Genomic DNA, 17,177 nt, shown 5'->3' on the forward strand with positions numbered 1-17,177 from the left:
AATTATCTCGAATTATCGAGTTGAAGGAAAGTCGACGAGTTATATACCATTTACGTATGATGAGCTCCTACATAAGAACTGGGATCTGGCTTCCGAGGAGCAGAAGGCCCGTATTGCCCAGATCAGGGCGCAGACGGCCCGGATGTCGCTGGAGCCGGAGGTACAGGAAGAAGATGGGGTGAATATCATCAATGATGCGCCAGAAGACACAGGTGCGGATATCGGACATTGTGATCCCGAAGTATCTGCCAATATTTAATGATAAGCGGCATAAGCACATCATACTGACCTCAGGGCGCGCTGGTACTAAGTCCAGCTATGCTGCTATTCGGGCGGATTACCAGATCGTGGCAGATGCTCATGGTTCTGTGGTGGTCTTGCGCAAACGTCATAATAAGCTGCGCAAGACTGTGTATAAAGAGATGATTCGCGGTTTAGGCCGTTTGCAGATTCCGAAGAGCCGCTTCATGATCGGGAAGTCCCCCATGGAGATCACCTACAAAAAACATGGCACTACGATCTATTTTGCAGGTTCAGACGGAATTGACGATACTAAGGGTATCATTGATGAGGACAAGCCGATCAAGCTGGTGATCTTGGATGAGCTCACAGAGTTTTTTGACGATGGAGAGGGTGAGGAGGAGCTGGCTAACATTGAGGCAACATTTGTCCGTGGCAACAGCGGCGGCTTCCAAATGATCTACCTATACAATCCGCCAAAGAATCCGAATGCTGCTGTTAATGTGTGGTGTAAGAAGATGGAGCAGCGTTCAGACTGTATTCATATCCACACAGATTACCGGGATGTACCCCCAGAGTGGCTGGGGAAGGATCTTCTTGAATCAGCCCGAATGATGGAAGAGACAGATCCCAGAATGTATAGGTGGACATGGCTGGGCGAAGCCATCGGCGTGGATGACCTGATCTATTACATGTATGGGCCAAAGAACCGTTTCCGGGTGCCAAACGGCACAAAATACCGCTTGATCGGGATTGGTGTGGACTACGGCCAGCAGAACGCTACCACATTCCAGCCGTTTGGCCTAAACCTGGATGCCAGGCGTCTGGAGGGTCTGGAGGAATATTATCACTCCGGCAGGGAAACGGGAAAGCAGAAGAGCCCTTCCGAATACGCACGGGATTTTGTAACTCTGACAGACAAGCTGCACCAGCAACACGGATGCAGCTGTTTTTATGCGTACATTGACCCTTCAGCGGCAGGCCTTGCGGAGGAGATCAAGCGGCGGGCAGTACAGTGTGATTATCAGATCATCATTAAAAAAGCCGAGAACGATGTAAAAGTGGGGATCCAGCGGGTACAAAAATGTCTTGCTTACGGTATTCTCACGGTATCCCCCATGCAGCCAAAGCTCGATTGGGAGCTGGGGCTATATGAATGGGACAAGGATTCTATTGACAGGGGAGATGAGAAGCCTGTGAAAGAAAATGACCACGCCTGTGATGCGGTCCGTTATTGTGTGATGGGTATGTGGACAAAGATAAAATATTTCCTGCCAAAGGCAGATAGGGAAGGAGGTGAGGGGTAATGGACATCATTACGTTTTTAAAAAAGAAGGGGTATGACACCGTACCGGGCGATCATTACCGGATGGTGCGTATCTGGGAAAGCTGGTATAGGAGTAAAGTTCGGGGCTTCCACCAATATAGGATTAATAATGGGGCTAAATCAGTGAAATGTGACCGCTTGTCTGCGGCATGGCGAAGATGGTCAGTGAGGACATTGCGGATGACCTGATGAATGAGAAGGTCAAGATTACTATCAGCGATACAGCAGCAGATGAGTATGTGCAGGAGGTTCTGTCGGCAAATAACTGGGCGGTCCAGTCGAATGCCTATCAAGAGCGTAAGGCATACACAGGAACTGTTGCCTATGTCCCCTATCTGGATGATGTTGAGGTAGATGGGGAGGGTGCAGTAATTGCAGGAACCGGAAGGATCCGGCTCAATTATTTTGAAGCCGGCAATATTTATCCTCTCTCTTGGCTCAATGGGATTGTGGAAGAATGTGCATTTGTTTCTGTACATACTGTACATGGGAAGAAATATGCCCATATTCAAGTCCATGTGAGGGAAAGAGAGGAAAGGGAATATATTATATACAATCATGTTGTAGAATGCACCAATGGGGCAGGCCGGGAGTTGGAGCCGGCAGAGTGGAAACAGCTGCGGCCCTTTCGGGGCATGTCTGAAAAAGCTTATACCGGATCGGATAAGCGGCAGTTTGTCATTGACCGCTTGAATATCGTAAACAATGTAGATCCAGACAATCCCATGGGTGTTTCTGTATTTGCAAACGGGATCGATCAGTTGCGTGGCATTGATATTGCTTATGATTCTTATGTGAATGAATTTATTTTAGGCAAGAAGCGGATATTTGTGGCGCCAGAGATGCTAAATAGAGGAATGGATGGCTCACCGGTGTTTGATCCGAATGATGTGACCTTTTACCAGCTGCCGGAGGACAGCCTGAAGGAAGGGGAGGCCCTTAAAGAGGTAAACATGGAGATCCGTGCAGAGGCACACAGCCGGGCTATTGACGATTTCCTGAATATCCTGTCAGTGAAATGTGGATTTGGGACAGAGCATTACCGCTTTGAGAAGGGGAGCATCCAAACGGCCACGCAGGTAATCAGTGAAAACTCTGATCTATATAAAACCATTGTCAAGCATGAGATCATCCTGGAAGCTGTATTGAAAGAACTGGTGGCAATCATCCTGCGTCTGGGGAATATCCTGGGCGCCAGCTTCAATGAGGATGCGGAAGTAGTAATCGATTTCGATGATTCAATCATTGAGGATAAGGCCACGGAGCGTAAGGAAGACCGCAATGATGTGGCTATGGGAGCCATGCGGCTGGATGAATACCGGGCAAAATGGTATGGAGAGACACTGGAAGAGGCAGCTAAAAACCTTCCAGAGGTGCCGGAAGTGGAGGAGTGAGTAAATGACGCCCGAAGAACTTGAGAAGCTGCCTAAACCTCTGGAACGCACCATGACAGCGCTGGAGCTGTCGATCATGGAGGAGATTGTAGAACGCGTGAAAGAAGCTGCCCAGATCACCCCCGTGATTGATTGGTACCTGAACCGGCTGACAGCCATTGGTGAGAGCAAGGCCCGCATCAAGCACATGATCGGGGAGGCAATTGAGAAAGCAGGACTCCAGGTTGATGATATCTATGAGAATGCGGTCAACTCTGATTATGCCCGTAATAAGGAGATTTACAAAGCAGCAGGACTGGACTATCGGCCCTATGAGGAGAATGAGTGGCTCCAGCAGGTGGTAGAAGCAGCCAGAAGGCAGACGCAGGCCAGTTTAAGGCCGTTTGAGAATATCACACAGACTACGGGTTTCAATGTACCTATGGGTGGCAGAAAGGTCTTCACGCCTCTTTCAGAGTATCTGGAGCGTAGCCTTGATAAGGCAATGTTAGGGATCACTACTGGAGCGAAAACTTACAGCCAGGCTATTGGCGATGTGGTTGACGAGATGACGGCCAGCGGAGTTCGGATGGTAGATTACGCTTCTGGCAAATCAGACCGCATTGAAGTTGCGGCCAGACGTGCCGTAATGACAGGTGTGGCGCAGATGACTGACAGGGTCAACGAGAAGAACATGGAGACTCTGAAGACTGATTACTGCGAGGTAGACTGGCATGCAGGCGCACGTAACACGGGCACAGGCTATCAAAATCACCAGTCATGGCAAGGGCGTGTATATTCTTCGGAGGAGATGAGGAAAGTTTGCGGTTTGGGAGAGATGCTGGGGTTTGCAGGTATCAACTGCTACCATGTGCGTTATCCTTTCATCCCTGGCATATCGAAGCGCAGGTATACGGATGAATGGCTCGCAGAGCAGAACCGTAAAGAGAATGAGAAGAAAACCTACCGGGGCAAAGAATACGACACCTATGCAGCATTACAGTACCAGCGAAAGCTGGAGCGGACCATGCGTAAGCAGAAGCAGGACATTACGCTTCTTGAGAAGGCTGGAGCCGACAAGGAAGATATCACGGCTGCTAAATGCCGCTTACGGCTGACCAACCAGACTTATGTAGATTTTTCAAAACAGATGGGTTTGAGGCAGCAGCGGGAGAGGCTAAAAATCAGTGAAGCCGAGCCATCAAAAGAGTTCATTGAATCAGTTGAAAAGAAAAAGAAAGCTGCTATAATTAAATCAGAGTTAAAGGCGCTTGGGTTAAAAGGTAAAATCAATCTTGAACCAACAAGCGTAGATTTTACGAAGCTCGGTTTTGATGATAACCATATTAATAATGAGCGGCATCATACAGTAACTTTTGATGAAGCAAAAGATTTTATTCGGCAATCGTTGTTCTCGGAAACGGTGTGGAACGGACAATATGAACGGTATTACAGTGAGGCAGGAGCCGCATACATAAGGGCATCGGATAAATCTATCCGTACCGCATTTAAGCGGGAAGAATATTCTGAAAACATTCTGGAGGCTTTGGAGGCAGTGAAGAAGCATGGAAAATGATAACTTTGTAAAGTGTCCTCTTGTGGACGAACTAATTGAGAGTATTGATTGCATCGAGAATACGGATGCAGTTGATGGAATAATAAAAAAGGAGAATGTTCCCGGACGATTTAAGGTGAAAATCGATTGGGAAACGATTTGCAAAAAGTGCAGATGGCATAATCATTAATACCACCAGTCAGTAATGGCAGGTGGTATTTTTATACCTTTTGCGATCTCGCAACAGAGGAGGTGAGGCGATTGATTGAGAGACTGATCCGGTGGCTTCGGCAGCGCAGATGCTGTCATCATTACCGTAAGCACTGGAGCCGGGCATCCGGTTCCTATGGCGGTTATGTTAGACGATGTGTAAAATGTGACAAAATCGAGGAGTAGGCACGCAGGCAAGTCCTGGGTGTTATTTTTATGCTGTCTATGGTGGGAGGTGGTCAAGATAATAGAAATATCTTTTGATGTGAATCCAGAAGGTACCTTCTGGGGGTTTTCAGCGAGGGGCCATGCAGGGTATGCTGCAAGAGGTAGCGATATTGTATGTGCGGCAGTGTCGGCATTAACACAGGGAGCAGCCCATACCCTGGAGGGGATGAAAGATACAGGGACAAAGGTATATCAGGGAACCGGAGAACTGCATTGCACGATCTGCCATCCGTGTATTACTACACAAGCCATCATGGCAATGCTTAAACTGTCTTTAAAAGAGTTAGAAAACCAGTACAGAAACCATTTGAGGATCGCGCCATAGCCCATGGCGTTTTTTCTTATGTCCAAAACGTGACGACATAAAAAGCATCGGAAACAGTTCACGCACTAAAAAACGGAGGTATTTGACGATGAGAAAAACAATGAATTTGCAGCTTTTTGCTGACGGCGGCGAAGGCGGTTCTGGAGCGCAGGACGGAAATGCCGGATCCGGAAACGGCAGCCAGGGAAATGTCGGGGGAACATATAGCTTTGAGCAGGCGGAGGAGATCGCCAATGCAAGGGCTGAACGGGCTGAAAAAGCGGCGCTGAGATCTTACTTCCAGCAGCAGGGGATGACAGAGGAGGAGGTGAGGACAGCGCTGGCTGATTACAAGGCCAATAAAGAACGGCAGAAGCCGGATGTTGCAGCTATAGAGAAGGAACGGGACGAGGCAAACCGGAAGATCCAGCAGTATGAGAACGAAAAGGTATTGTCCGGCCTCAAAGTCAGGGGGGAAGATCTGGACTATGTGATGTTCAAGGTCAGCAAACTGGTGACGGATAAAAAGGATTTTAAAACGGCTGCAGCAGAGTGGCTGAAGGAGAATCCACGCTATAAAGAAGGCGGGACCTACCGCATGTCATCCGGCGTAGCTGCGGGTGACAATAAGCCCAGTACAGAAACAGGACATGAGACGATCAACAACATGATCCGAGGGGCATTCGGAAGAAAGTGAGGAATGAGATGTATAAAATCATAAGTGGAAGGGAGCTTCCATTAAATGTTATGAACCTTCAGCTGTTTGCAGGGACTGCGGACAGCATTGACCGGACTGGCGCCGAGGCGCTGATCCCAGAACAGACCAGCAGGGAGATCATCCAGGGAGTGACAGAACAGTCTACTGTCTTATCGATGGGGCGCAAGCTGCCTAATATGTCCTCCAATCGGACGGTTATGCCGGTGCTGGATATGCTGCCGGTGGCATACTTCGTCAATGGCGATACTGGAACAAAGAAAACTACTAAGATGGCTTGGGATAAGAAGAAAATCTACGCAGAGGAGATTGCGGTTATTGTGCCAATCCCAGAGGCTGTTCTGGATGATGCGGATTATGACATCTGGGGTGAGGTAAGGCCGCGTCTGGTGGAGGCCTTTGGAAAGGTGATTGACAGTGCCATTTTCTTTGGTGTGGATAAACCAGATAACTGGCGGGATGATATCCATGCGACAGCGACGGCCGCAGGAGCAGTGGTAACGGCTACAAGTAATTTGTATAAGGATATCATGGGGACTAACGGTGTGATCGCAAAGATTGAGAAATCCGGCTACATGCCTACTGGCTATGTGGCAGATATCGCCATGAGGGCAGAACTTAGGGAGCTGACAGACAACAATGGGCGTCCGATATTTAAAACTGATCTCCAGTCCTCCACCCAGTACAGTCTTGATGGTAATCGGATGATATTCCCGCGCAATGGCTCCTGGGAGGCAACTAAGGCGAAGCTGATTGCTGGGGATTTTGACCAGCTGGTCTATTCTATGCGGCAGGATATCACTTTCAAGCTTTTCGATCAGGGCGTAGTCCAGGATCCTTCTACAGGTGAGATTGTCTATAACCTGATGCAGAATGATATGGTGGCGATGCGTGCAGTCATGCGTCTGGGCTGGGAGATTCCGAACCCAATTAACAGCCTGGAGACGGACAAGATAAAGCGTTGCCCATTTGCAGTATATGCGCCTGCGGTCGGTTCAGGAAGCTGATAAAGGAGGTCAGGGCCTATGATCTATGCGGATGAGACATTCTACTATAGCGAATATCTTTTAGGCAGAAAGCCGGCTATAAGCTCTGGCTTTCCTTTTTATGCTCGGCAGGCCAGTCAGGTGATTGATGCGTACACTTTTGATAGGTTAAAGGATGTAGAAGACATCCCGGAAGAGGTAAAGATGTGCTGCTGTGAGCTGGCCGAGGCAGGATACCGCAGGGAAAGGCAGCAGAGGGAGGCTGGCGGAAAGGCATCTGAGAAGATCGGGACCTATTCTGTCAGCTTTGGCTCTGCTCAAGAGACAGCCAGTGCTGTCAGTCAGGAGCAGCGCAGTATTGTCATGAAATGGCTGGCCAATACGGGCCTGTGCTGTCGGAGGGTACGGTGATGTATACAAATGCAGACTGTACCCTGTATCTGTACAGAAAAGAAGGAAGGACAGAAAGCTACACCCGCCTGCCGATAGAGGACGTGTACTGGGAGGATGTAAGGCAATCCTCTTTCCTGAAGACCGGTCAGAGGGATGCCGCTGCTGTGCTCCTGGTGATCCCTCTGGAAAGCCTGGAGGCTCCGGTGAGTTTCACGCAAGGAAAGGATCTGGCCGTAAAGGGCATCATTGAGGATGAAATTGACTGCACCTCCCAGGAGGCTATGTCGAAGTCCCTGGCAGCCCTGAAGGCATCGCATAAGTATCTGACCGTGGCTACGGTGGATGAAAGGCTGTACGGCAGCGAGTCTTCACAGCACTATGAGTTGTCTTGCAAGTAAGGAGGAGGCGGTAGAGTGAAACTGCATTTTGAAATCAAGGATAAGGATACTATCCTAAAAAATCATGGACTGCAGGAGGGCGGACCGGTGCAACAATACATAGATCAGGAGTGCATTGATCGAATGGAGCCCTATACTCCGCGCTTAAATGGAAATTTGATTAAGGCAGCAACCATGGGAACGGTAATCGGGAGCGGAGAAATAAATCAAACAGCTCCGTATGCTCACTATCTGTATGAAGGGGTTGTATATGTAGATCCAAACCTTCATTGTGCCGGCTTTAATTCTTCAACGCCAGGGCCGTATTATGGACAATGGTTTTCACGAAAAGGCGTGATCAAAGTGAAATCTAATCCGCCAAGAGAGTTGCAGTTCTATGGCGGCGGGCTGAGAGGAAAGAAGTGGTTCGAGCGGATGAAAGCCGACCACAAAGATGACATACTCCGTGGTGCTCAAGCTATTATGAACAGAGGGGATAGAGTATGACAATCATAGACTTCATGAAAGAAAAGCTGACAGCTTATCCCAAAATATCAGAGTTTCTGGCAGGCAATGATATCCATATTGATTTTACAGAACCGGATCCGGTCAATTATGGGCTGTCCAGCACTGGGGACAGCCTTATAAAAGAGAACATCCGAGGGGGACAGACCAGGCAGCATAACTTTGTCATGTACGCAGTGGGCCAGTCTTACACGGACTATAACCGCCTGGCAAACAGCAACTTCCTTCTGGAGCTGGCCTACTGGCTGGAGAGGCTGCCGGAGGAGGATGGGATCACTGTCAATATCGGTGATCAGGAAGTGCCGGCCAGGTTCCTGAAAGCAACTACGGCCAATGCCATGAGCATGGGCCTGATGGGAGACACTATAGACAAGGGCGTTATGTACCAGATACAGATATACGCCCGGTATTTTGTAGAAAGCGAGGAATTTTAAATGCCTAATATAGTGACAGGGAAAATCAAGCGTGAATTAATGGCACATTTTGTAAATACATCTGCTGTAGGAAGTGCCAGCGCAGCCTATGAATGGCTGGGAGACGATCTGGAAGAGTACAATGTAGAAATGAATGCCAACGTAGAAACAAAGAATAACATTAAAGGGAAGACTTCCGTCAATCTCGACAGCTACCAGCCGCAGGCCTCTGTAGAACCATACTATGCAGAAAGGGGCAGCAAACTCTTTGAAAGGCTCCAGGCTATTGTAGATGAGAGGCAGACATTGGATGAATTAAAGACAGACGTTGTGGAAGCCCATCTTTGGGAGGAGGCTTCTGGAGCAGCAGATTCTTATGTAGCCTATAAAGAATCTGCCATTATTGAGGTGGTCAATTATGGTGGAGATACGACTGGATATCAGATCCCGTTTAACCTGCATTATCTGGGAGACCGGGTGAAAGGCGTATTTAATATCAACACTATGACTTTCACAGCAGATTCCGGTAGCGGAGAATAAGAGGAGGTAAAAAGAAGTGAAAAGTTTATCATTTAATGATGGCCGACAGAAATTCATGGTAAATGACGATCCAACCAAGGTAATCCGGTTTAATCCGTCAGATCCAGAAATTATCAACAGGCTGCTGGCCGTCCAGAAAGAATTTAGAGATTATACCCCTCCAGCCGATATTGAACTGAATCCAGACGGGAGCCCGAAGGGAGACCTGGAGAAGGGCGGCGCTTATGTGGCAGAATTTACTGCAGCCATGCGTAAGGCTTTTAACAGCATTTTTAATGCAGATGTATATGACACCATTTTTGACGGGCAATCGCCGCTGTGCATTATAGGTGAGAACTATCTGTACGAGGGAGTGCTTGACGCACTGCTTGCATTGATGAAGCCTGCTGTTGAGGCATACAACAAAAAGAGCAGAGCAAAGATGGACAAGTATCTGGAGGATCTGGATAAATGATCGGACAGTTACCCGCGAGTCTGACCGTAGGGGGAGTATTGTATCCGATTGAGACAGACTATCGGAATGTGCTCATCTTTCTGACAGCTTGTGGCGATCCGGGGCTTTCAACCGGAGATCAGCTGGAAATCCTGCTGAAACGGCTGTACCGGGACGGCTTCCACCGTATTCCAAGGGAATATCTGGGAGAGGCTCTTTCACAGGCAAAATGGTTTGTGGATTGCGGACAGACAGATGAGGAGAAAAAGCCTGCTAAAAAGATGATGGACTGGGAACAGGATGAACCCATTTTGTTCCCGGCCGTTAACAAAGTGGCGGGGATGGAGACCAGGGCTGTGCCGTATATCCACTGGTGGACTTTTGCCGGATACTTTATGGAGATTGAAGACGGAACATTTTCAACAGTTTTAGGGATCCGGCAGAAACGCTTGAAAGGCAAAAAATTAGAAAAATGGGAACAGGATTTTTACAGGAACAATCGTAGCCTGTGTGACCTACGAAAGCGGTACACAGAGGAGGAACAGGCAGAGATTGATTATTGGAAGCAAAGGTTAAGAAAGAGTAGGGAAGACGCTTAGGCGTCTTATTTTTATGCCCTGGGAGATGAGGTGAAACAGCATGGCGGCAGACGGCAGCTTAAAATTTGATACAAAAATTGATACCAGTGATTTTGATGCATCAATATCTACACTCGAAAAGGCATTGGATCGTTTGAGGAAATCTGTAGATAAGCTATCCAGCGATCTTATAATGGCTTTCAATGGGTCAGGAAGCGCAGCTGTTGATATGGGAGGAAGAGCCCAAGAAACTGCCCAGGACATAGGTGAGATTACGGAATCTGCCCAAAGAGCCGAAGAACAGACTGCTGACCTGAAAAAGGAGCTGGAAGATATCAAAGTATCATATTCGGAGGATGAAGAAACATCCCCAATACCAGAACGCAGTGAGGCAATAAATAACTCTGGTATGTACGGATATGATGCAAAGGCAATGGCAGCAGTGTTTGGTGAAGAAGCAGCAGAGATACGCAATTATGCTGAAGCTGTAAGCAAATATGGATCCCAGGCATCAGCAACTTTGAATAATATGAGCCAGGAAGCAAAGGGAGCAGAGGAGGCTTTTCGAGGGATAGGTAATGAGGGAACCAGTGTGAAGGATTCTGTTCTGAATGCTTTTAAAAATGCTCCGGCGTTGTTTGGACATATTTTTAAGCGGATCCCTGCAGTTGCAGCGAAGCATTTATGGAAAATTCCAGGAATTACAAGAAGAGTTTTTTTAGCAGCATCGAGGACTGCATTGGGGTTTGCAAAAACCCTCGGAAATAACCTAACAAGTAAAGCAAAGCAGGCAGTGACTGGCCTCAATAGCTTGAAAAAGCCATCTGACAGGGCAGGAAAGAGTATCCTGAAGCTTTCCAACATGTTTAAGCTTATGCTCATCCGGATGGCGATGAGGGCAGCCATACAGGGCGCGAAAGAAGGGATGCAGAATCTCGTACAGTATTCAGATGCGGCAAACCAGTCTGTTTCTGGTCTCATGTCTGGTATGACTTACCTGGAAAACAGCTTTGCGGCAGCCTTTGCTCCGATTCTTTCCTTTGTGGCTCCTGCTTTGAATACCCTTATCAATCTGCTTGCTACGGCAGTAGGATATATTAATCAATTCTTTTCGGCCCTGGGTGGTGGAAGTACCTTTATCAGGGCCAAAAAAGTAAATGAAGATTATGCGAAAAGCTTAAAGTCTACAGGCGGAGCAGCAAAGCAGGCCGGGAAGGATGCAAAGAAAGCCCTGGCCCCATTTGACGATCTGATACAGATGCAACGGCAGAGTAATTCAGATACCTCTGGAGGCGGCGGGGTAAGTCCTGCAAATATGTTTGAAACTGTAGGCATCGACAAAGGAATCAGCGACTTTGCTAATAAACTGAAGGAATTGTTCGATGCCGGGAACTGGGGTGGTATCGGCAGGCTAATCGGAGAGAAGATCAATGAAGCTGTACAGAGCTTTACGGAGTATATCAGCTGGGAGAACGTAGGGGGAAAGATCACAGCCTTCGTTACGGCTTTTACAACCATGTTTAACAGCCTGGTTGCAACCATAGACTGGTACGCCATTGGAATTATGATGGGTACCGGGATTAACACGCTTGCCAATACTCTGTATCTTTTACTCACGCAGATAGACTGGTTTATGCTGGGGAATGCCTTTTCCCAGGGACTTATGGGTATGGTCAATACGGTTGACTGGGAACTTTTTGGCGCAACAATCGGAGCATATTTCCAGGCAAAGATATCCGGGCTTTTCGGATTTGTGATCGGTGCAGACTGGGGTGCCATTGGTGTTGCTTTTGCTGTCTGCCTCATGGGGCTTGCAAACCAGATAAACTGGGAGCAGCTGGGATACCTGCTTGCGGCAGGACTGAATGCAGCTTTTAGGGTTATGGGTGAATTTGCCCACACTTTTGACTGGGCCGATTTTGGAAATAAAATTGCTTCCAGTTTAAGCACCTTTTTCCAGACATTCCAGTGGGCGGAGGCTGGGACTGCTATTAATGATATGGTGATAGGCATACTGGATGCATTAATAACCGTTACCACCCAGACAGACTGGTGGGCTTTTGGTGAAGGCGTGGCTGCCGCAATAGAGCATATTGATTGGGCTGCTGTGGCGACGCGTTTCTTTACGGCTATTGGGGCGGCCTTTGGAGGTTTTGCAGCTTTTTTGGGCGGCCTGATTTCAGATGGAGTAACAGCGGCGCAGCAGTATTTCCAGGGGAAAATAGAGGAATGCGGCGGTAACATTGGACTGGGAATCTTAAAGGGTATTTTAAATGCGCTAGGTAGTTTGTACATTTGGATATGTAAAAATATCCTTGATCCTTTTGTGAATGGATTTAAACAGGCCTTCGGCATCCACAGCCCCTCCACCGTCATGGCGGAAATGGGGCAATATCTTTGGGAGGGTTTCTGTAATGGCATCAAAGAGTTTTTCTCTAATCCCGGGGATTTTATCCGGGCGAATATTACAGACCCGTTTGTAAATAAGCTCAAAGACCTGCTGGGTATTCACAGCCCTTCTACTGTTATGGCTGGTATTGGTTCTTATACTGTACAGGGATTTAACCAGGGGATCACAAATCAACAGACGGCATCCCAGAACGTGATACGGTCCTGGGCGTCCGGAGTGGCATCGTGGTTTAAGGATAAGTTTGGTATCAGCACTGGCGACTCTGCAGAGTCTAAACAGTGGGCGGCGAATATTCTATCTGGATTTAATTCCAGTATTACAAAGAATTATGTAAAGTCCCAGAGCGTAATGGAGATCTGGGCGGAGAGCATCCGGAAATGGTTTGTAGGAGCAGATGAAAATCAGGGAGTGAATGAGCTCTCCTGGACAAAGTTTGCTGACCTCATTATCCAGGCATTTAAGAGTAAGATCGAGAGCAGCTTTGCAGAGACGCAGGAACCAATGGAAACCTGGGCGAAGAATGTAAAAGAATGGTTCTGGGGAGACAGTAACCCGGAAGGCACCGGCGGCATGTATGCAGCGTTTTACAACATGGCGAAACGTATCAATGAAGGCTTTGCGCAGGGCATTTCTGACTTTGCATATATGGCGAAAGCTGCTATTAGACAATGGGCCCGTGAGGCGATGGAGGAAGCAGAGGAGGAGTTTGATATTAATTCGCCATCCAAAGAGTTCTACTCCATTGCAGAGTATGTAGTGCGCGGTTTTAATGAAGGCATCACCGATCTTGCATCAAGTTCTGTAAAGGCAGCCAGAAGCTGGCTTGATGGTGTCCTGGATGTATTTGAAGGAGTAAATGTTAAACTGCCGATAGGCATCCGGATTCCTAATGCCGCATCCTACCTGCCCAGGATGGCTACTGGCAGTATTGTGCCATATGGGGCAGGAGAAATGGCTTCCAATATAAGGCGCGTATCCGGATATGGGCAGGAAGATGCTCTGGAATATCTGATAAGCAGGATTGATGAGATGATAGGCAGGCTGCAGGCAGGGGGAGAACGTCCAATACAGATTGTACTGAATCTGACCGGAAATCTGGCAGCTCTTGCCAGGATCCTGAAGCCGGAACTGGATAAAGAAGCAGCCCGCAGAGGCGTGAGTCTCGTAGTAATAGGAGGGAGCTGATATGGATAGTGTATTTCTATTGGATGGAAAAAGTTATAACGTGGAGGTAGAGGCGGATTCTCTGGAGAGGAGCTTTGCAGTGACCGATACAGACCAATCCGGGCGTACTCTCGATTACACCATGAACCGGGACATCATAGGGACTTTCTATAATTATGCTATGAAAGTCTACCCAAAGCCGGATGATCTGGCGGCATATGATGCGTTTTATGACGCTATATCAGATCCAAATTATGACAGCCATGAAATGACCTTCCCCTATGGGCAGGAGACATTGACCTTCCAGGCCTACGTGTCACAGGGAAAGGACAGACTTAGGATCAGAAAAGGCAGGAATATATGGGGAATGGAAGGTATGTCCCTCAACTTTACGGCAATGGAACCACAGAGGAGGCGGTAATACATGAAGTGGGACACGCGGGTGGAAGAAAACGGCCAGCAGCCATATTCTTCGGTAGAGAACCTTTTGAGTGTGGAACGGTATATACCTCCCTATGCTTACTGCCTGCCCCGGTATGCCAAAATGGACGGGGTTTATGCAAATGCTCCGGATGAAATTGAACCAGGAGGAAAGGGATATATAAGCGCAGCCTTAAGTGGCCCTGATGGAGAGTTTGCAGAGCCTCCTGTCATTACAGTTATATTTGACCGTCTAAAAACCAGCAACGGCATATTTATGACCTTCAACCGGATATCAGGAGATTATGCCAGCAGGATCAATATTGTCTGGTACAAGGATAGTGATCTGGTTTGGGAGCAGGGATTTGAGCCGGATGGGATGGAATATTTTTGCAGGGCAAAGGTACCGCTGTTTAACCGGCTTATCATTACGTTCCTTGCAACCAGCCGTCCGTGCCGTTACTTGTGGCTGGCAGCTCTTAAAAACCAGAGGATGATGGACGCAGGAGGTCTTAAAATTGTCTATGATGACATCGCACTAGGGGCGGCAGAGGATAATACTGCAGCTACAGAGGATAAGGATTATTATGTTGATCTTCAGGATTTGAAAAAGGACATTGAATTTCCGGATTATGCCCTGTGTCTTCCCCGGTATGCAAAGATGGATGGTGATTATATAAACGCACCAGATGAGCTGGAAGATCTGGGATATGTAAGTGACAGCATATCGGATAGCATTGGGGAATTTGAGACTCCTCCGTCTATTACATTTACATTCACACAAAATTATTCCAGTGTGGGGATAACCTTGACATTTAATGATTATTCTGGGGATTACTGCAGCAAGGTCAATATCAAATGGTACCGGGATGATGAACTCCTGGCAGATCGGGAATATACCCCGGATTCCTATAATTATTTCTGTTATGGGATCGTGGATTATTACAACAAAGTAGTCGTAACATTCCTCGAAACTAGTAAACCCTACCGTAATGTATTTCTTACAGGGATCATCTGGGGACTCATCCGGGTATTTAAGGATGATGAGATCGAGGACATTAGCTGTCTTATGGAATTAAATCCAATTTCGGAAGAAGTCAGTATTAATACAATGGGATATACTATCCGGAGCAAGTCAGAGTATATATTTGAGTTCCAGAAGCGGCAGAAGCAGACGCTGTATTTTGATGAGGCCATTCTAGGGATCTTCTACCTGAAGGATGGAAAACAGCTGGGGGCAAAGAGATATTCCGTTGAAACACAAGATGCAGTAGGGCTTTTGGACAGCAGCCAGTTTATGGGCGGTGTGTACAACGGAATATTGGTATCAGAACTGTTGGATAAGATCATGGAAGGGGAAGGAATCGCTTATTTCATAGATGATGCCTGTGCATCCATTAAAGTCAGCGGATATCTGCCTATCTGCAGCAAGCGGAATGCCCTGCAGCAGCTGGCCTTTGCAATTGGGGGGCTGGTAGATACCAGCTATGACCGCCAGCTGTATATTTATCCGCAGATGACAGAAGTCGTGGGAGAATTTACAGAGCGGGATATTTTCCAGGGACTAACTGTAGAGCATAGTGACATCATAACAGGTATCCGGCTGTATGTGCATAGCTATAGCGCTGGGACAGATTCTGCGGAATTGTATAAAGGGGTTCTGAACGGTACTACAAAGATTGAATTTTCAGAACCTTATCATAGCTTGACTGTCACAGGAGGAACACTAGGGGAGTATGGCGATAATTATGCATACATCGTAGGAAATGGTCAGGAAGTGGTACTGTCCGGGCTTAAGTATAACCACAGCACAAGCTGTCTGCTGCGGGAGAATCCGCAGATAACCCAGAACAAAAACATCGCTGAAATAAAGGAAGCCACACTGGTGACTTCTGATAATGCACAGACCGTGTTAGATCAGGCGTACCGATATTACAGCGATAATGAAAGAGTGAGCTTTCGGGCTGTGATCAACGACCAGGAGCTGGGGGACCGGGTGAATGTGGCAACAGGCTTTAAAGGAACCATGACAGGAACAATCAGGAAATTAGATTTTAAGTTTTCAAGAAGAAAGATTACGGCGGAGGTGACAGTAGGGTGAGTACCGTTTTGGACACGTTGATCACGGACAGGACAGCGGCGGATCTGGATGCTGACCTGGACAAGGTATATGCGGATTATATCTGTTTAAACCGGGTGGAGGAGGCCTGTGCCTTCCTCGCTGATAGACTGGGAGTGGATATCAGGACAAGGGTATGGTCCATGGAAGACTTCCGAACAGAGACAGAGATGGAGCGATTGTCAGGAAATATAAAAGCACTCCGGTCTGCTTACTTTGTGAAGGCCAATACACCGGCTGCCCCCGCAAAGATTACATATAAGAGCATTTATCAGGCAAATGATATTGAACAGATACTGAAAGACCTGGGAGAAATGTACAGCAATATGATCAGTGGGCAACAACATCTGTCTTTTGTGCTGGGATCAAAAATGTTAGGAAACAGGAGGTGAAACAGTGGGGTTATTGAAAACAGATTATAAGGATGATGTGTTTGAGGGAAACCGAAAGTACCGATTGACACAGGATGCCGATGGAAATACAGAGATTCAGGATGTAACAGAATATAACCAGCAGGGAGATACGTTTGGAGCTGAAGATATAAATAACCTTACCCGTGCGATTAACCAAATTCAAGATTTTATAAGCGTCACCCTCCCCGCTGCCAACTGGACGGGTACCGAAGCACCATTCGTACAGACCGTAACGGTGGAAGGGATAACAGAGACGGACAAACCCGATCAGGGGATCATCTACCCGGAAAACTGCACCAGAGCACAGCAGAAGGCAATCAATAAGGCAACGGGCTACCTATATGACCTGGAGACAGGGGATGGTACAGTAACCTTTCGGGCAACGCTGAAACCTACAGTGGATATTACCCTGGGGCTGAAAGGAGTGAATTGATATGGCGCATGTACCGATTAC

The 17,177-nt window shown here is 47.6% G+C and carries 20 protein-coding genes and 1 pseudogene; 20 read left to right on the forward strand and 1 reads right to left on the reverse strand.

The window, feature by feature from the left end; translation table 11 throughout:
* The 15 genes and pseudogenes from LIZ87_RS20505 to LIZ87_RS20575 all read left to right on the forward strand — a co-directional run.
* Positions 1–259 (forward strand): annotated as a pseudogene (locus LIZ87_RS20505) (hypothetical protein); the annotation flags it as partial.
* Positions 192–1,547 carry a PBSX family phage terminase large subunit gene (locus LIZ87_RS20510; protein WP_227149025.1) on the forward strand — a complete coding sequence of 452 codons (1,356 nt, stop codon included), beginning with the start codon at positions 192–194 and terminating at the stop codon, positions 1,545–1,547. The pseudogene LIZ87_RS20505 and the gene LIZ87_RS20510, both read left to right, overlap by 68 nt.
* A gap of 169 nt (positions 1,548–1,716) precedes the next feature.
* A complete protein-coding gene (locus LIZ87_RS20515; RefSeq protein ID WP_227149026.1) occupies positions 1,717–2,961 on the forward strand; it encodes a phage portal protein in 1,245 nt (414 codons plus the stop codon).
* Positions 2,962–2,965: 4 nt separating this feature from the next.
* Positions 2,966–4,516 carry a phage minor capsid protein gene (locus LIZ87_RS20520; RefSeq protein ID WP_227149027.1) on the forward strand — a complete coding sequence of 517 codons (1,551 nt, stop codon included), beginning with the start codon at positions 2,966–2,968 and terminating at the stop codon, positions 4,514–4,516.
* Positions 4,506–4,685 (forward strand): hypothetical protein, encoded by a 180-nt coding sequence (locus tag LIZ87_RS20525; protein WP_227149028.1) that lies wholly within the window; start codon positions 4,506–4,508, stop codon positions 4,683–4,685. Before LIZ87_RS20520 ends, LIZ87_RS20525 begins: the two co-directional genes overlap by 11 nt.
* A gap of 186 nt (positions 4,686–4,871) precedes the next feature.
* Complete coding sequence (locus tag LIZ87_RS20530; protein ID WP_227149029.1) at positions 4,872–5,258, forward strand: ribosomal-processing cysteine protease Prp; 387 nt, start codon at positions 4,872–4,874, stop codon at positions 5,256–5,258.
* An 88-nt stretch (positions 5,259–5,346) separates the two neighbouring features.
* Entirely contained in the window at positions 5,347–5,934 is a 588-nt protein-coding gene (locus LIZ87_RS20535) for a hypothetical protein (protein WP_227149030.1), read from the forward strand.
* Between the two features lie 8 nt (positions 5,935–5,942).
* Entirely contained in the window at positions 5,943–6,959 is a 1,017-nt protein-coding gene (locus LIZ87_RS20540; protein ID WP_227149031.1) for a phage major capsid protein, read from the forward strand.
* Positions 6,960–6,977: 18 nt separating this feature from the next.
* Entirely contained in the window at positions 6,978–7,349 is a 372-nt protein-coding gene (locus tag LIZ87_RS20545) for a hypothetical protein (protein ID WP_227149032.1), read from the forward strand.
* Positions 7,349–7,729 carry a DUF6751 family protein gene (locus tag LIZ87_RS20550; protein ID WP_227149033.1) on the forward strand — a complete coding sequence of 127 codons (381 nt, stop codon included), beginning with the start codon at positions 7,349–7,351 and terminating at the stop codon, positions 7,727–7,729. The genes LIZ87_RS20545 and LIZ87_RS20550 overlap by 1 nt, the downstream gene beginning before the upstream one ends.
* Positions 7,730–7,744: 15 nt before the next feature.
* On the forward strand, positions 7,745–8,215 hold the full coding sequence (locus tag LIZ87_RS20555; RefSeq protein ID WP_227149034.1) for a minor capsid protein: 471 nt from the start codon (positions 7,745–7,747) through the stop codon (positions 8,213–8,215).
* Positions 8,212–8,667, forward strand: a complete 456-nt coding sequence (locus LIZ87_RS20560; protein ID WP_178316386.1) for a hypothetical protein — start codon at positions 8,212–8,214, stop codon at positions 8,665–8,667. Before LIZ87_RS20555 ends, LIZ87_RS20560 begins: the two co-directional genes overlap by 4 nt.
* Positions 8,668–9,186 carry a hypothetical protein gene (locus LIZ87_RS20565; RefSeq protein WP_178316387.1) on the forward strand — a complete coding sequence of 173 codons (519 nt, stop codon included), beginning with the start codon at positions 8,668–8,670 and terminating at the stop codon, positions 9,184–9,186. It abuts the gene before it with no gap.
* A 16-nt stretch (positions 9,187–9,202) separates the two neighbouring features.
* Complete coding sequence (locus LIZ87_RS20570) at positions 9,203–9,640, forward strand: hypothetical protein (RefSeq protein ID WP_227149035.1); 438 nt, start codon at positions 9,203–9,205, stop codon at positions 9,638–9,640.
* Positions 9,637–10,218, forward strand: coding sequence for a Gp15 family bacteriophage protein (locus tag LIZ87_RS20575; RefSeq protein WP_227149036.1), 582 nt, complete (start codon positions 9,637–9,639; stop codon positions 10,216–10,218). The genes LIZ87_RS20570 and LIZ87_RS20575 overlap by 4 nt, the downstream gene beginning before the upstream one ends.
* Positions 10,219–10,671: 453 nt before the next feature.
* Here the strand turns inward: LIZ87_RS20575 and LIZ87_RS20580 are convergent, their stop codons facing one another.
* Positions 10,672–11,061, reverse strand: coding sequence for a hypothetical protein (locus tag LIZ87_RS20580; protein ID WP_227149037.1), 390 nt, complete (start codon positions 11,059–11,061; stop codon positions 10,672–10,674).
* On the opposite strand from LIZ87_RS20580, the gene LIZ87_RS20585 reads away from it, so the two are divergent.
* The 5 genes from LIZ87_RS20585 to LIZ87_RS20605 are packed head-to-tail and all read left to right on the forward strand — an operon-like array spanning position 11,060 to position 17,156.
* Complete coding sequence (locus tag LIZ87_RS20585; protein ID WP_227149038.1) at positions 11,060–13,792, forward strand: hypothetical protein; 2,733 nt, start codon at positions 11,060–11,062, stop codon at positions 13,790–13,792. The two genes, LIZ87_RS20580 and LIZ87_RS20585, sit on opposite strands and share 2 nt — an antisense overlap.
* A 1-nt stretch (position 13,793) precedes the next feature.
* Positions 13,794–14,192, forward strand: coding sequence for a hypothetical protein (locus tag LIZ87_RS20590; protein ID WP_227149039.1), 399 nt, complete (start codon positions 13,794–13,796; stop codon positions 14,190–14,192).
* Positions 14,193–14,195: 3 nt separating this feature from the next.
* Positions 14,196–16,292: a hypothetical protein gene (locus LIZ87_RS20595; protein WP_227149040.1), complete on the forward strand. Its 2,097-nt coding sequence runs from the start codon at positions 14,196–14,198 to the stop codon at positions 16,290–16,292.
* Positions 16,289–16,702 (forward strand): hypothetical protein, encoded by a 414-nt coding sequence (locus LIZ87_RS20600; protein WP_178316652.1) that lies wholly within the window; start codon positions 16,289–16,291, stop codon positions 16,700–16,702. The genes LIZ87_RS20595 and LIZ87_RS20600 overlap by 4 nt, the downstream gene beginning before the upstream one ends.
* 4 nt (positions 16,703–16,706) lie before the next feature.
* Positions 16,707–17,156, forward strand: a complete 450-nt coding sequence (locus tag LIZ87_RS20605; protein ID WP_227149041.1) for a hypothetical protein — start codon at positions 16,707–16,709, stop codon at positions 17,154–17,156.
* The last annotated feature ends 21 nt before the right edge of the window (positions 17,157–17,177 follow it).

Source organism: Lacrimispora sp. 210928-DFI.3.58, assembly GCF_020554865.1.
GTDB lineage: Bacteria > Bacillota > Clostridia > Lachnospirales > Lachnospiraceae > Enterocloster.

Excerpts from the sequence above, each read along its gene's own strand:
- LIZ87_RS20510 (WP_227149025.1), top strand. The coding sequence starts at position 192 with ATGATGCGCCAGAAGACACAGGTGCGGATATCGGACATTGTGATCCCG.
- LIZ87_RS20560 (WP_178316386.1), top strand. The coding sequence starts at position 8,212 with ATGACAATCATAGACTTCATGAAAGAAAAGCTGACAGCTTATCCCAAA.
- LIZ87_RS20595 (WP_227149040.1), top strand. The coding sequence starts at position 14,196 with ATGAAGTGGGACACGCGGGTGGAAGAAAACGGCCAGCAGCCATATTCT.
- LIZ87_RS20540 (WP_227149031.1), top strand. The coding sequence starts at position 5,943 with ATGTATAAAATCATAAGTGGAAGGGAGCTTCCATTAAATGTTATGAAC.
- LIZ87_RS20585 (WP_227149038.1), top strand. The coding sequence starts at position 11,060 with ATGTTTAAGCTTATGCTCATCCGGATGGCGATGAGGGCAGCCATACAG.
- LIZ87_RS20545 (WP_227149032.1), top strand. The coding sequence starts at position 6,978 with ATGATCTATGCGGATGAGACATTCTACTATAGCGAATATCTTTTAGGC.
- LIZ87_RS20575 (WP_227149036.1), top strand. The coding sequence starts at position 9,637 with ATGATCGGACAGTTACCCGCGAGTCTGACCGTAGGGGGAGTATTGTAT.
- LIZ87_RS20525 (WP_227149028.1), top strand. The coding sequence starts at position 4,506 with ATGGAAAATGATAACTTTGTAAAGTGTCCTCTTGTGGACGAACTAATT.
- LIZ87_RS20590 (WP_227149039.1), top strand. The coding sequence starts at position 13,794 with ATGGATAGTGTATTTCTATTGGATGGAAAAAGTTATAACGTGGAGGTA.
- LIZ87_RS20550 (WP_227149033.1), top strand. The coding sequence starts at position 7,349 with ATGTATACAAATGCAGACTGTACCCTGTATCTGTACAGAAAAGAAGGA.
- LIZ87_RS20580 (WP_227149037.1), bottom strand. The coding sequence starts at position 11,061 with ATGTTGGAAAGCTTCAGGATACTCTTTCCTGCCCTGTCAGATGGCTTT.
- LIZ87_RS20515 (WP_227149026.1), top strand. The coding sequence starts at position 1,717 with ATGGCGAAGATGGTCAGTGAGGACATTGCGGATGACCTGATGAATGAG.
- LIZ87_RS20535 (WP_227149030.1), top strand. The coding sequence starts at position 5,347 with ATGAGAAAAACAATGAATTTGCAGCTTTTTGCTGACGGCGGCGAAGGC.
- LIZ87_RS20520 (WP_227149027.1), top strand. The coding sequence starts at position 2,966 with ATGACGCCCGAAGAACTTGAGAAGCTGCCTAAACCTCTGGAACGCACC.
- LIZ87_RS20565 (WP_178316387.1), top strand. The coding sequence starts at position 8,668 with ATGCCTAATATAGTGACAGGGAAAATCAAGCGTGAATTAATGGCACAT.